The organism is Methyloceanibacter sp. (genome assembly GCF_058506495.1).
In genome coordinates, this window is sequence record NZ_JBZMXT010000028.1 from 16076 (window position 1) to 29240 (window position 13165).

The 13165-nt window shown below is 60.5% G+C and carries 15 protein-coding genes and 1 pseudogene; 7 read left to right on the forward strand and 9 right to left on the reverse strand.

The window, feature by feature from the left end; translation table 11 throughout:
• Positions 1-18: 18 nt before the first annotated feature.
• A complete protein-coding gene (phaR, locus tag AC33YF_RS07010; RefSeq protein ID WP_491776489.1) occupies positions 19-624 on the reverse strand; it encodes a polyhydroxyalkanoate synthesis repressor PhaR in 606 nt (201 codons plus the stop codon).
• 226 nt (positions 625-850) lie between these two features.
• Between phaR and AC33YF_RS07015 the strand changes: the two genes are divergently transcribed.
• Both AC33YF_RS07015 and phbB read left to right on the forward strand, forming a co-directional pair.
• On the forward strand, positions 851-2032 hold the full coding sequence (locus AC33YF_RS07015; protein ID WP_491776490.1) for an acetyl-CoA C-acetyltransferase: 1182 nt from the start codon (positions 851-853) through the stop codon (positions 2030-2032).
• Between the two features lie 110 nt (positions 2033-2142).
• A complete protein-coding gene (gene phbB / locus AC33YF_RS07020) occupies positions 2143-2865 on the forward strand; it encodes an acetoacetyl-CoA reductase (protein WP_491776491.1) in 723 nt (240 codons plus the stop codon).
• Positions 2866-2908: 43 nt separating this feature from the next.
• On the opposite strand, the gene AC33YF_RS07025 is transcribed toward phbB, so the two are convergent.
• Together AC33YF_RS07025 and gloB are read right to left on the reverse strand one after the other, a co-directional pair.
• Entirely contained in the window at positions 2909-3346 is a 438-nt protein-coding gene (locus tag AC33YF_RS07025) for a cupin domain-containing protein (protein ID WP_491776503.1), read from the reverse strand.
• A gap of 23 nt (positions 3347-3369) precedes the next feature.
• Entirely contained in the window at positions 3370-4140 is a 771-nt protein-coding gene (gene gloB, locus AC33YF_RS07030) for a hydroxyacylglutathione hydrolase (protein WP_491776492.1), read from the reverse strand.
• 182 nt (positions 4141-4322) lie between these two features.
• Between gloB and AC33YF_RS07035 the strand changes: the two genes are divergently transcribed.
• On the forward strand, positions 4323-5054 hold the full coding sequence (locus tag AC33YF_RS07035) for a class I SAM-dependent methyltransferase (RefSeq protein WP_491776493.1): 732 nt from the start codon (positions 4323-4325) through the stop codon (positions 5052-5054).
• On the opposite strand, the gene metW is transcribed toward AC33YF_RS07035, so the two are convergent.
• Positions 5001-5639 (reverse strand): methionine biosynthesis protein MetW, encoded by a 639-nt coding sequence (gene metW, locus AC33YF_RS07040; protein WP_491776494.1) that lies wholly within the window; start codon positions 5637-5639, stop codon positions 5001-5003. The genes AC33YF_RS07035 and metW overlap by 54 nt on opposite strands.
• Positions 5640-5641: 2 nt before the next feature.
• Positions 5642-6844, reverse strand: a complete 1203-nt coding sequence (metX, locus tag AC33YF_RS07045) for a homoserine O-acetyltransferase MetX (RefSeq protein ID WP_491776495.1) — start codon at positions 6842-6844, stop codon at positions 5642-5644.
• Between the two features lie 201 nt (positions 6845-7045).
• Between metX and hisC the strand changes: the two genes are divergently transcribed.
• From hisC to AC33YF_RS07060, 3 genes are read left to right on the forward strand one after another with little or no spacing between them, the layout of a single operon-like run.
• The gene (gene hisC / locus AC33YF_RS07050) at positions 7046-8194 is read left to right on the forward strand and encodes a histidinol-phosphate transaminase (protein ID WP_491776496.1); all 1149 of its coding nucleotides are present in this window, start codon (positions 7046-7048) and stop codon (positions 8192-8194) included.
• On the forward strand, positions 8191-9117 hold the full coding sequence (locus AC33YF_RS07055) for a prephenate/arogenate dehydrogenase family protein (RefSeq protein WP_491776497.1): 927 nt from the start codon (positions 8191-8193) through the stop codon (positions 9115-9117). The genes hisC and AC33YF_RS07055 overlap by 4 nt, the downstream gene beginning before the upstream one ends.
• Positions 9107-9673 (forward strand): gamma-glutamylcyclotransferase, encoded by a 567-nt coding sequence (locus tag AC33YF_RS07060; RefSeq protein WP_491776498.1) that lies wholly within the window; start codon positions 9107-9109, stop codon positions 9671-9673. The genes AC33YF_RS07055 and AC33YF_RS07060 overlap by 11 nt, the downstream gene beginning before the upstream one ends.
• A 110-nt stretch (positions 9674-9783) precedes the next feature.
• On the opposite strand, the gene AC33YF_RS07065 is transcribed toward AC33YF_RS07060, so the two are convergent.
• From AC33YF_RS07065 to mtgA, 3 genes are all read right to left on the reverse strand, one after another.
• The gene (locus AC33YF_RS07065) at positions 9784-10479 is read right to left on the reverse strand and encodes an EAL domain-containing protein (protein WP_491776499.1); all 696 of its coding nucleotides are present in this window, start codon (positions 10477-10479) and stop codon (positions 9784-9786) included.
• 312 nt (positions 10480-10791) lie between these two features.
• A complete protein-coding gene (rpmF, locus tag AC33YF_RS07070; protein WP_491776500.1) occupies positions 10792-10977 on the reverse strand; it encodes a 50S ribosomal protein L32 in 186 nt (61 codons plus the stop codon).
• A 98-nt stretch (positions 10978-11075) separates the two neighbouring features.
• A complete protein-coding gene (gene mtgA, locus AC33YF_RS07075; RefSeq protein ID WP_491776501.1) occupies positions 11076-11711 on the reverse strand; it encodes a monofunctional biosynthetic peptidoglycan transglycosylase in 636 nt (211 codons plus the stop codon).
• A gap of 242 nt (positions 11712-11953) precedes the next feature.
• On the opposite strand from mtgA, the gene AC33YF_RS07080 reads away from it, so the two are divergent.
• Positions 11954-12859, forward strand: a complete 906-nt coding sequence (locus tag AC33YF_RS07080) for a polyprenyl synthetase family protein (RefSeq protein WP_491776502.1) — start codon at positions 11954-11956, stop codon at positions 12857-12859.
• A 30-nt stretch (positions 12860-12889) separates the two neighbouring features.
• On the opposite strand, the pseudogene ispG reads toward AC33YF_RS07080, so the two are convergent.
• A pseudogene (gene ispG, locus AC33YF_RS07085) lies at positions 12890-13165 on the reverse strand (flavodoxin-dependent (E)-4-hydroxy-3-methylbut-2-enyl-diphosphate synthase); the annotation flags it as partial.

Below are 13165 nucleotides of genomic sequence, written 5' to 3' on the forward strand. Positions count from 1 at the left end.
TGGTAGCGCGTGTCCAAGTTAAGTGCGCGACAACTTCTCAAGCCGTTCCTGCATTGCTTGAAGCTCAGCCTTGAGCGTATCGATATCGTCATCGCTGGCTTCAGCTGCCGGCTTCTCGATGCTCCTGGGCGAGTCTTCGCTCACCTGAGAAGCACCTGAATCTGCACCAAACGGCGTGAACATGCCGAGCGTCTTTTCAAATGTCTCGAAATTCTTGCGCACCTGCTCCTGCACCGCATCGAACGCCGCCGTTCCGAACGTATCGGCAAAACGACGCCGGTACTGTTCCTGCTGTTTGGTCAGGGAGTCGAGGCTGAATTCGAGATAGGAAGGAACGAGCATCTGCATGCCATCGCCGTAGAAGCGGATCAGCTGCCGCAAAAAGCCGATCGGCAAGAGATTGGTGCCACGGCTTTCCTGCTCAACGATAATCTGGGTCAGCACGGCATGGGTTAAGTCTTCGCCGGTTTTTGCGTCGTAAACGACGAAATCGCGCTCCGCGCGCACCATCTCGGCGAGATCTTCCAACGTCACATAAGTGCTTGTGTCGGTGTTGTAGAGCCTCCGGTTGGCGTATTTTTTAATGATGACCGGACGGCTATCCTGGTTCGCATCCTTTGCCACGTGTGGTTTCTCCCATACCCCAAGAAACGCAGGGAATCCCCGCGCAAGCGGCTCTAAGCGCCTATCGGCAGCTGACGCTATGTCGCACGTGCGAAAATAATTACCACGTTAAGCGCATCGCACACCAGACACTTTGCAAGAAGCCTTGATTGGATGGGCTTGTTTGTCTTTCCAGCCGAGGTGCACTGCGGTATGACCGAGGACGAGTTGCAGTCGGGAGGACAGAATGAAAAACGCAGATATTGTGATTGTCAGCGCGGCGCGGACACCCGTTGGATCCTTTGGCGGGTCCCTTGCCGGCGTTCCGGCCCATACACTGGGCGAGACAGCCATTCGAGCCGCCCTTGAGCGCGCCGACGTGGATGCGAATGACGTCGACGAAGTGATTATGGGGCAGGTGCTCACGGCCGGCCAAGGTCAGAACCCGGCCCGCCAGGCGGCCATGGCGGCTGGCGTTCCAAAAGAGGCCACGGCCTGGGGTGTCAACCAAGTCTGCGGTTCGGGCCTCCGCTCGGTGGCACTGGGTGCACAGCAGATCGCGCTCGGCGATGCCGACATCGTGGTTGCGGGCGGTCAGGAGAACATGAGCATGTCTCCGCACGTCGCGAACCTGCGGAACGGGCATAAGATGGGCGACGTCAAGTTCATCGACTCCATGATCAAGGACGGCCTCTGGGAAGCCTTCAACGGGTACCACATGGGTAATACTGCGGAGAACGTCGCCAAGCAGTGGCAGCTGACCCGCGACGAACAGGACACCTTCGCGGTCGCCTCTCAGAACAAGGCGGAAGCAGCTAAGAAGGGCGGCAAGTTCAAGGACGAAATTGCACCCGTAACCATCAAGACCCGCAAGGGCGAGGTGGTCGTGGACGAGGACGAGTACATCCGCGAAGGGGCCACCGTCGAGGGCGTCGGCAAATTGCGCCCCGCCTTCGACAAGGAAGGTACCGTGACCGCGGGCAACGCGTCGGGCATCAATGACGGTGCGGCCGCCGTCGTTCTAATGACCGCGGACGAGGCCAAGAAGCGCGGTCTCACGCCGCTGGCCCGGGTGGCCTCCTGGGCCGTCGCCGGCGTAGATCCGACGATCATGGGCACGGGACCCATTCCCGCCTCCCGCAAAGCTCTGGAAAAGGCCGGCTGGAAGGTCGCCGATCTCGACTTGGTGGAAGCCAACGAGGCCTTCGCAGCGCAAGCACTCGCCGTGAACAAAGACATGGGCTGGGACACCGAAAAGGTGAACGTGAACGGCGGCGCTATCGCCATCGGCCATCCGATCGGCGCGTCAGGCGCCAGGGTTCTCGTCACGCTGCTTCATGAGATGCAGAAGGCTGACGCAAAGAAAGGCCTGGCCACGCTATGCATCGGCGGTGGCATGGGCGTCGCTATGTGCCTTGAGCGCGACTAAGTCGACGCACTTGAAGCGAGAGAAAAATTCGTGTGGGGTGGCCTAGGCTGCCCCACATTCGGATTGGCGGTTAAAGAGACAAGCGTGGAAGCGCACTAAGGGAGGATGCTATGGGAAGGGTGGCACTTGTCACTGGTGGTACACGCGGCATAGGCGCCGCGTGCAGTAAGGCACTCAAGGACGCCGGCTATAACGTCGCCGCCAGTTACGCCGGCAACGACGACGCCGCGAACGCCTTTAAAGCTGAAACGGGAATTTCGGTTTTCAAGTGGGACGTTGGTGACTACGCGGCCTGCGAGAAGGGCGTTGCCGCCGTGGAAGCCGAAGTCGGTCCGGTTGAGGTGCTGGTCAACAATGCCGGTATCTCTCGTGATGCCATGCTGAACAAAATGACCGCTGAGCAGTGGTCGGAAGTTATGCGCACTAATCTGGACTCCGTCTTCAACGTGACGCGCCAGGTCATTAACGGCATGCGCGACCGCAAATTCGGTCGCATCATCTCGATCTCCTCGATTAACGGCCAGCAGGGCATGCTCGGGCTCTCCAACTACTGCGCTGCCAAGGCCGGCATGATCGGCTTCACCCGCGCTGTTGCCTTGGAAGGCGCACGCAAGGGCATCACCGCCAACGCCATTGCGCCAGGTTATGTAGCGACGGAGCTCCTGAAGGGCGTGTCAGAGAAAGTCATGGAAGCCATCGTGGGCCAGATCCCAGTGGGCCGTCTCGGCGAAGCTGAGGAAGTGGCCCGCTGTGTTGTCTTTTTGGCTGCCGACGAAGCGGGCTGGATCACCGGCTCGACGATCAGCGTCAATGGCGGTCAGCTGGCTGACTGAGCTCGTTGTGCGACAAGCGATACCGCGACGAAACTTGCGCCTCTCAAGTGCTCGATGAGCCTTCGGGCTCCCAGCCTTGGGGGGCGAGTTCGAATCTGTCGAACAAGAATCCCGGTGCGACAGTGCAACCGACCAGCGTCCACGCGCCCAGTGTTTGCGCGCTTTGCCACGCGTTGGCCGGAACGAAAGCCTGAGGATGTTCCCCGGAGAATAAATCCGCGCCAAGTGTGAATGTCTTGATCGAGCTGTTCTCGTCGGCAACCTTCAGCAGCAGTGGCGCCCCCCGGTACCAATGCCAAGTCTCAGCCGCGTCGACACGATGCCAATGAGACACCTCACCCTCCGTCAGTAGAAACAGGATTGCCGTTGAATGAGAGCGGCCATCAACGCCGCGCTCGTCTCGGAACGTTTCCCTGTACCACCCGCCCTCCGGGTGACGCTCCAGACCGAGATGGGTGATGACCTCCTCGGCGCTCGGCATCGGCCCGCTTGAAGTATCGGTCACTAGAAGCGGTCCTTCCGCCGTCGGACCTCTGCAAAGACGGCTTCAGGCGACTGTCCTTCCACACCAAGTCGGGCCTGGATTGCGGGGCTAGCTGCACGCAGGAACGGGTTCGTGGCTAGCTCCTGCCCGATCGTGGTGGGCAATGACGGGTGGCCCTTCGCATCGTTGGCCGCAACTTCTCTAGCCCGGGCCTGCAAGGCCTCATTCTCCGGCTCGACGGTCAGCGCGAACCGGCAATTGGCGCCCGTGTACTCGTGGCCGCAAAACACGTTGGTCTCGGGCGGCAACGCCGCCAACTTCGACAGGGAACGCCACATCGTCGTCGCGTCGCCTTCGAGGAGTTTGCCGCAGCCCACGGAAAACAGCGTGTCGCCCACGAAGACGACGCCTTGTTCCGGAAAATAGTAGCTCACGTGACCGCGTGTATGACCCGCCGTATCGATGACCGTGGCCTTGGCGCGCCCAACGGAGACGGTGTCGCCCTCCCCCACTTCTTCGTCGAGCCCCTGAATGAGGCCAGCTTCCCGGGCGGGCCCAAAAACCGTGCAGCCATATTTGTTCTTCAGCGCCGCTATACCGGCCGTGTGGTCGGCATGATGATGGGTGACAAGGATTTCCGACAGCCGCCAGCCTTTCTCGGCGAGTGCCGCCGCAATCGGACCAGCCTCTGGTGCATCGATAGCAGCGGTCGCGCCCGTATCAGGATCATGAATTAGAACTCCGTAATTGTCGGCGCGTGTGGGAAACTGAAATATCTCAAGTTCGGCCATTTGGTTCTCTGAATTACAGTATGGAGGGTGCGGTTTTGTCTTACTCTGGACCCTACTCCGCTCCTCTGACGATTGAAACCGGCCCTCGCGCGAACCAACTGTAGACGCGCCAAGGGTAGACTAACGCCATGCATCTGGACGCGATTGACCTTCGAAACTTCTACGCTCGTCGGATCGGGCTAATGGTCCGCCGTCTCTTACGCCCGCGTTTTCGAGCTTTCTGGCCGGACGTGAACGGTATGCGCGTTTTCGGCCTCGGTTATGCTACGCCGTATCTCGCAGAGTTCCGCAAGCAAGCTCTTTGCATTGGCGCGCTCGCGCCTGAGCGCCTCGGCGTCTTGCCGTGGCCAGAACGAACGTCCTCGCAAACAGCCTTGGTGGATGAGACCGAACTGCCGTTGGATGATGAAAGCGCCGACCGCATTCTACTCGTGCATATGCTCGAATGGTCGGAGCATCCCCACGCACTTCTTCGAGAGATTTGGCGCGTTCTCGCTCCCAACGGCCGCATCGTGGTGGCGGTCCCAAATCGAAGAGGGCTTTGGGCCCGCATGGATTCCACCCCGTTCGGCTATGGCAGCCCGTTCAGCCGCAGTCAGCTCACACAGCTGTTGAAGGATGCGATGTTCCAGCCTGAGAGCTGGCACTACGTGTTGAACTTGCCGCCATTCGACTGGCGCATACTTACCCGATGGCCTGATTTCTGGGAGCGGCTTGGCGATATTCTCTGGCCGGCGTTCTCAGGCGTAATCCTCGTGGAGGCCACGAAGCAGGTTTATGCCGGAACATTAGCCCGCGAACCCGCGCGCAGCATGCGGCGGCGCGTGATTCCCGTGCCCGCCGGTGCGGTGGCGCCGCGTCTAGCGGGACAGAAGGAAGACGGCCTGCTCGCCGAAGAGATTCTGCGCCGATAAGGGCATCGATACGAGCTTGGTGCCGTATGCATTGAGCGCCACGACCCGCTCTACATTCGCGCCCATGTCTTCACAAAGCGTCAGAAAGTCTTTGATCGTACACAGATGGATATTTGGGGTGTTGTACCAGGCTTCCGGTAGCGTATCGGTCTGCGGCATGCGTCCCCCGAGCATCAACTGCATGCGCACGCGCCAATGGCCAAAATTGGGGAACGAAACGACGACGCGTTTGCCGATGCGCAAGAGCTGCTCAAGCACGTGCCGCGGGTTGCGCGTCGCCTGAATGGTCCGGGATAAGATCGCGTAGTCGAAGGCAGCGTTCGGATAGTGGCTGAGATCCGTGTCCGCATCGCCTTGTATGACCGAGAGTCCTTGGGCGACGCACCGGTTCACACCGGCCTGACTAAGCTCGATGCCTCGGCCGTCTACGCCCCGTTTGTCGGATAGTATCCGGAGCAATGTGCCGTCGCCGCACCCGATATCGAGAACGCGCGACCCGGGCGAAACCATCTCCGCAATAAGCAGCAGATCGACGCGGGACGTATCGGCCGGCCGCACGCCAGGCGCGTCAACGGGCGCATCCATCGTCATGCCCCCTGGTCAGCGTCGTCCAAGCCGCGTTGACGCGCAGCCGCACCGAGGAAGCCACGCACCGTGTCGAACAATTCCGGCTCGTGCAGCAAGAAAGCATCGTGCCCCTTGTTCGAGTCGATCTCGACAAAGCTAACATTGGCTGCGACTGCATTGAGGGCGTGCACAACCTCTCGGCTTTCTTCCGTCGGGAACAGCCAGTCGGACGTAAACGAGATCAAGCAAAACCGGGTCTTGGTCCCTGCATACGCATTCGCAAGAACGCCGCCATGATCCGCGGCGATATCGAAATAGTCCATGGCGCGCGTGATGTAGAGATAAGAGTTGGCGTCGAAACGATCGACGAAACTCATCCCCTGATGACGGAGATAGCTCTCCACCTGGAAGTCCGCATCGAAGCCAAAGGTGACTTCTTCGCGGTCCTGCAAGTTGCGGCCGAATTTGGTGTGCAAAGCTCGGTCGGACAAATAGGTGATGTGCGCCGCCATGCGCGCAACGGCCAGCCCTTTGCGCGGGCTCTTGCCCTCATCAAGATAGTGCCCACCGTGCCAATCGGGGTCGGCCATCACGGCCTGGCGCCCCACTTCGTGGAAGGCAATGTTCTGCGAGGAGTGTCGCGCGGCACACGCGATCGGGATCGCGGAAAAGACGCGTTCCTTGTAAGTCGCAGCCCACTCGAGGACCTGCATGCCGCCCATGGAGCCACCAATGACGCTGAGCACCTGGTCAACGCCGAGGTGATCCAGGAGCCTTGCCTGCGCTCGAACCATGTCTCGCAGCGTAATAACAGGGAAGTCCGTACCGTACGGCCGGCCAGTCGCAGGATTGAGCGAACTAGGCCCCGTGGATCCCATACATCCGCCAATCACATTGGGGCAGAGGACGAAGTAGCGATTCGTATCGATAGGCTTCCCTGGGCCGACCATTGTCTCCCACCAGCCGGGCTTGCCGGTGACGGGGTGCGGATTTGCGACATGCTGGTCTCCGGTCAGCGCATGGCAAACGAGAACGACGTTCGACTTGTCTGCATTCAACGTGCCGTAAGTGTTGTAGGCGACAGAAAACGGCGCGAGCACGGCTCCGCCATCGAGCGGGAGGCCCTGGCTCGCTGGGAAGTGCACCACTTCACTGAAAGGATCGGTAACTTGCTGCCGCCGTTTGAGTTCAGCGAAGCTGTCCGTTCCCGGAGTCTCGTTCATCGTCGTAATGACCTAAATCAAACGGTTCTGGCGCGTGCGGCTCGAAGACCAGGCACGCATCCTGATAATTTGACCGCTAAGTATACAATGCCCGATTAGTAATGACCTCATCAGAGTCAATCTTTTCTTTGCCTTGGCTTAAGAAATCGCCGTATGAGAAGCCCTTCGCAGGGCTTTGAGGCCCCAATAAGGAGCAGATTGATGGCTGCCCAACCGACGGCTGCCAAATTGAGAGCCGCAAGTCCAGCAGGCGCAGGTAGAGCCCCGGCTCCTCGGCCGGGGATTCTCGATATAGCCGCCTACGTCCCCGGCAAGAGCGCGCTACCTGGCACGGGGCCGATTGTTAAGCTCTCGTCCAACGAGACGCCGCTCGGACCGAGCCCCAAGGCACTTGAGGCCTTCCACGGCGAAGCGCCCAAGCTCGCCCGCTATCCAGACGGGTCGGCGCGGCTCTTGCGCGAAGCCCTGGCGGCGCAGCACAACCTCGACGCAGCGCGCATCGTTTGCGGGACGGGCTCCGATGAATTGCTGAATCTGTTGGCAGTCGCATATCTCGGCCCAGGTGACGAGGCGATCTACAGCGAGCATGGCTTCCTTGTCTACAAGATCGCGATCCTGGCACGGGGCGCGACGCCGGTTGTTGCGCCGGAGACGAACCACACCGCAGACGTGGACGCGATCCTCGCACGGGTGACGCCGGCGACACGCATGGTGTTTCTCGCCAACCCGAATAATCCGACAGGGACCTACCTTCCCATCTCCGAAGTACAGCGCCTGCACGCCGGACTCCCGAGCGACGTGATGCTGGTGCTGGACGCAGCCTATGCTGAGTACGTCCTTGCAGATGATTACGAGGCGGGGGCCGCATTCGCTAGCGCGCATGAGAATGTGGTGATGACGCGGACATTCTCCAAGATTTATGGTCTCGCATCGTTGCGGCTCGGCTGGGCTTACTGCCCCAACGCTATCGCCGATACGCTGAACCGTATCCGCGGGCCCTTCAACGTCACGGGCCCCTCAATCGCGGCCGGCGTCGCGGCGGTCCAAGATCGCGGGCACGTTGAAGCGGCTATTGCCCATAACGAGGCATGGCTCGGCCGAACAGCCGAGGAGCTCGAACGTCTTGGACTAGCGACGACGCCTAGCGCGGCGAACTTTCTGCTCGTGCATTTCCCAGACACGAGCGGCCGAACCGCCCTGGAGGCTGATGAATTCCTCCTTCAGCGCCGCATCATCCTGCGGCGCGTGGAGGCCTATGGTTTTCCCAACGCCCTGCGAATGACCATCGGTACCGAGGAAGAAAACGCAGCGGCACTCGATGCCTTGCGCGGTTTTATGAGCGCCTCATGACCGAGCCGCTGTTCGATAAGGTGGCCATGATTGGATTGGGGCTTATCGGCTCATCCATGGCGCGCGGCATTAAGAAGCGGGGCCTCGCGGCAACCGTCATCGGTTACGATGGTTCGCCCGACGTGCGCACGCGCTCCCGCGACCTTGGCTTCTGCGATGCCATCGCTGAGACCGCCGAAGAGGCGGTGACGGACGCAAGCCTTGTGGTTCTCGCTGTGCCTGTTGGCGCCATGCGAGAGGCGGCGCAATCGATTGCGTCCCATCTGGCCGAGGGCGCGATCGTGACGGACGTCGGGTCGGTGAAGACCGCCGTCGTTCGCCAAGTTGGAGAGGTGCTTCCCGACCAAGCGCTCTTTGTGCCGGGCCACCCAGTCGCAGGCACGGAGTACTCCGGTCCCGAGGCAGGCTTCGCCGAGTTATTCGAGGGCCGTTGGTTCGTCGTCACACCTTGCGAGCAGTCAACAGCGGAAGGCGTTGAGGCGGTCTCGTGCCTGTGGCGGGAGCTTGGCTCCACTGTTGAGCAGATGACGCCCGAGCACCACGACATCGTCCTCGCCATGACCAGCCATGTTCCTCATTTAATTGCCTACAACATCGTTGGCACGGCCGCGGAGTTGGAGACCGTCACGCAATCGGAAGTCATCAAGTTTTCGGCCGGCGGCTTCCGCGACTTTACGCGCATAGCCTCCTCCGACCCGGTGATGTGGCGGGACGTCTTTCTGAATAACAAAGAGGCGGTCTTGGAAGTCCTTGGCCGCTTTTCGGAAGATCTCGCAGCGCTGCAGCGACTGGTTCGCTGGGACGACGGACAGGCTCTGCAAGACCACTTCACCCGTGCTCGGGCGGTACGCCATAGGATTGTCGAAGCAGGTCAAGACACCGCCGATGCCGATTTCGGGCGATCACACGGGCATGACGACTGAGGCCGATAGAAACGCCTTATGGGTGTTCGCCTATGGGTCGCTGATGTGGTGTCCCGGTTTCCCTTTCAACTTGCAAAGCCCAGCGCACCTCACGGGAGCCCACAGGGCGCTTTGCGTCTATTCGATCCTGCACCGCGGGACACCGAGTAGCCCCGGCCTTGTTCTCGGACTCGATGAGGGCGGCGAATGCCATGGCGTTGCCTTCCGCGTAGAGCCCGGCGCGGAGAGCGACACGGTCGCGTATCTGCGCCAAAGGGAACAGGTCACCGAGGTGTATCTGGAGACCTACCGGGAGATTTCGCTGTCAAATGGCTCCGGCCGCAAGGTGATGGCTCTTACCTTCTTGGCCGATCGCACCCACGCACAATATGCTGGTGCTCTCGACGTTGAGGCGCAACTGCGTATCGTGCGGGCATGCCGAGGCCAGGCGGGAGCCAATATCGACTACGTCTTGAATACCGTCGAGCACTTGGAGGCCCTGGGCACCCATGATCCGGCGCTGTTCGCTCTTGCCGATCATCTCCGAAGCGAGTCTGACGAAACAGAGGAAGCCTAGCCGGCGGACCTTCTCGAAGCCGCAGGTTCGCTATCGTGCAGCACCGGGGGGCCAAAAAAATCACCCTGCATATGAGACACGCCCACTTTCTCCAGGAGATCGGCAGAGCGCTAGTTTCCCGCCCATTCTCCGACGGTCTCTGTGCCGAAACGATGCGCTAGATCCAGCAGCGCTTGGACAAAGTCATCGTCTTTGTCGTGTCCGCTGAGGTTCTCGATGAACGATCCGTCAATCTTGACCATGTCGAGGTCAAGACGTCGCAGCGAGCGGAAGGAGGCATAGCCAGCGCCGAATTCGTCAAGGGCCACTCGGCAGCCCGCAATCTTGAGTGCCGTAACGAACCTTGCTGTCGACCCCATGTCAGCGACTGCGATGGACTCTGTTACCTCAACGGTGAGCCGCGCCGTCAAGTCTCGATCCCTGCCCGTCAGCGCCTCTAGTGCGTCGGTCCAGTGCCGATCTTTGGTGGACTGAGCCGAGACCTTTAGCGCCAATTTGCGCGTGGGCTCTGCGCGCAGCAGCTCGATAGCCAGCTCTAGCGCTCGATGATCAATCAGTTTTGAGAGCCTAAGTTCCTCGGCGGCCGGAACGAACCCGTCCGCGTCCAAGGTCGAGCCATCAGTCAGCCGCAATCGCAATTGGCACTCGAAGAATTCTGGATCCTGCGTCCCCGACATCACGACAGGCTGTAGCGTAATCCCAATGCGCCGATCATTCAGCGCCCGTATGATCTCGTCGGCCAAGGCTGCTCGGGAAGAGAGCTCGGCGGGCTCGGCAATCTCGACTGTTGTTTCGGATTCTTCCATTGGCCTACCCATTCCGCGAATGCCTGCGCACCCTCAACGCGAACAACCAAAACGCCCTGCTTTGCGGGTTGGACGCTTTTCGCTTGGGCGCAGAAGCTAGTGGGTAAGACTTAAAAAGCCGAAAACCCGCATGGCCACCTAAGGCCCTTTGGGCAGGTTTCGGGAGCCGACAACGCCATTTCTCTCGATTTCTTGGGGTTTGGTTATCAGGACCCTACCGGCCTGCAGACAGCGGTTGGTCCAGGCAAGCAAAAATGCTCCGGCGCAGCGGCGCCGGAGCCTGCAAAACAGAATGCCAAAGAGCTGCTAGCCCTAGGCTTCTTCCTTGATTGTGATCACCTGGCGGCCACGATAGCGGCCCGATTTCAGGTCGATGTGGTGCGGGCGGCGAAGCTCGCCCGAATCCTTGTCCTCGACATAAGCCGGGGCCGTGACAGCGTCGTGGCTCCGCCGGTTGCCCCGCTTCATACGGGACACTTTTCTCTTAGGAACTGCCATTTTTTGAACCTCTTAGCGCCAACGCCAGTCGCGCAGCGCATCGTTGGCCGATCTTATAGTCACAATTTCCGGCGCTGACCAGGGCCGATTTCTGCGGATTATTTTGGGGTCGTGAGGCAATCCGCTCGCCTGGAGATATAGGGCAACCGCTTCTGAACCGCATTGGCGACTACACGGTGGGTTCGGTTGGGTCGAGCGGGATTCCGCAATTTGGGCTTCGGCAGTGTGGTGGCGAGCAATACCGCCTCGCGCTGGGTGAGCGCCAAAGCTGGTTTCCGAAAGTATTTCTGGCTGGCGGCCTCAACGCCGAAAAGCCCCGGACCGAACTGAGCGATATTGAGATAAACTTCCAGGACGCGCTTCTTCGGCCAAATCGTATCAATGCCATAGGCCAGCGGTACCTCAAGCGCCTTCCGCAGATAGGAGCGGAACTCCCAGAGATAGATGTTCTTGGCAACCTGCATCGGAATAGTGCTGGCGCCCCGCACAGCGCGCCAGTTCGTCGCCGCTTCAATGACCTGCCTTACGGCGGCCCAGTCGACCCCCTGATGATTACAGAAATTGCCGTCTTCGCTCGCAATCACGGCGAGACGCATATGAGGCGAGATTCGCTCCAAAGGCACCCAGGTTTGCTTGATCGCCTCACCGCGGAGCCTCTCGATGAACATGACCGAGGTAATGGGCGGGTTGACGTATCGGAAGAGTACGAGGCTGGCGAGGACAGTTCCGATCACGATCAGGAGCGCCAGGCCAATCCGCGATAGCCATGGATGCCGTTGGGCCCACCTGCGCTTCGCACGACGAGCCCTTTGAGACGGTCCCTTGCGAGGCCGTCCCTTGGTGGAACGCGAAGCATTGCGGGCAGTGTCTGCTGGTTTCTTAACCGTTGAGTCCGCCATTAAAGGGCGTTCTAACGCTCGCCGATGCCGCGATCAATTTGCGGCGACAGAAAGCCTCAGCTATCCCTTCGACCGTCATGAGTTTCCGATCTGAGATATTACGCGTTGCCGAACGGGTCGAGGACAGACTTTCCTCGCTCCTCCGCGACGATTCGGTCTTACATCAACCGCAGGGCGGAGCGATCGCACCGCTTGGCGAGGCCATGCGCTATGCGGCGCTTGGTGGCGGCAAGCGATTGCGTCCATTCCTCCTTATCCAAGCCGCAGGGCTCTTCGATGTCCCCGAAGACACCGCCCTCGATAGCGCCTGTGCCCTTGAGTGCATCCACTGTTACTCGCTAGTGCATGATGACCTACCAGCCATGGACGACGACGCGATGCGCCGCAGCAGGCCCACGGTTCATATCGCGTTCGACGAGGCCACGGCCGTGCTGGCCGGCGACTCTCTGCAGACGATCGCCTTCGAGATCGTCAGCAGCCCGAACTGTCACGAGGATGCTGCCGTGAGGGCCGAACTTGCTTATCTCCTCGCCAAGGCGAGTGGGTGGCAGGGCATGGCCCTGGGCCAGGCCCTCGATCTTGCCGCGGAACAACGACCCTTCTCGCCGAAGGAAACGACGGCAATGCAGATGTTGAAGACGGGCGCGCTTTTCCGCTTCGCCTGCGAAGCGGGCGCGGTGCTGGGCCGGGCCGACGCGGAGCGCCGCGAGCCGTTGATCCGCTTCGCCAGTGCCTTCGGGCAAGCCTTTCAGCTTGCTGACGATCTTTTGGATGCGGAGGGTGACGCGGCAGCGATGGGCAAAGCGGCATCAAAGGATGCCGAACGCGGGAAGGCGACGCTTGTCGGGCTTCTCGGTATCGACGGAGCCAAAGAACACCTTTCGAAACTCGTCGAAGAGGCAGAGGTTGCTCTCGTTCCCTTCGGAGGCAAGGCAGCGATGTTGATCGAAGCAGCGCGCTTCGTGGCAGCGCGCCGTTCCTGAGGACGCGATCCTATCTCGATGAACCAAGGGCTACTCGGCTGCTGTCGGACGCGCGTCCTGCTCGGCGCTTTTACTTTGGCCAGGGCTGCCATAGCGCTGTTCGATATAGTCCAGAACCATCTGCTTGAATTCGGCAGCGGCGCCTGGACCGCGCAAGGTGGTGACCTTCTTGCCCTCGATGAAAACGGGCGCGGCGGGCGCCTCGCCTGTTCCGGGCAGCGAGATACCGATATCTGCATGCTTAGACTCGCCCGGTCCGTTCACAATGCATCCCATCACCGCAACGTTGAGATTCTCGACACCGGG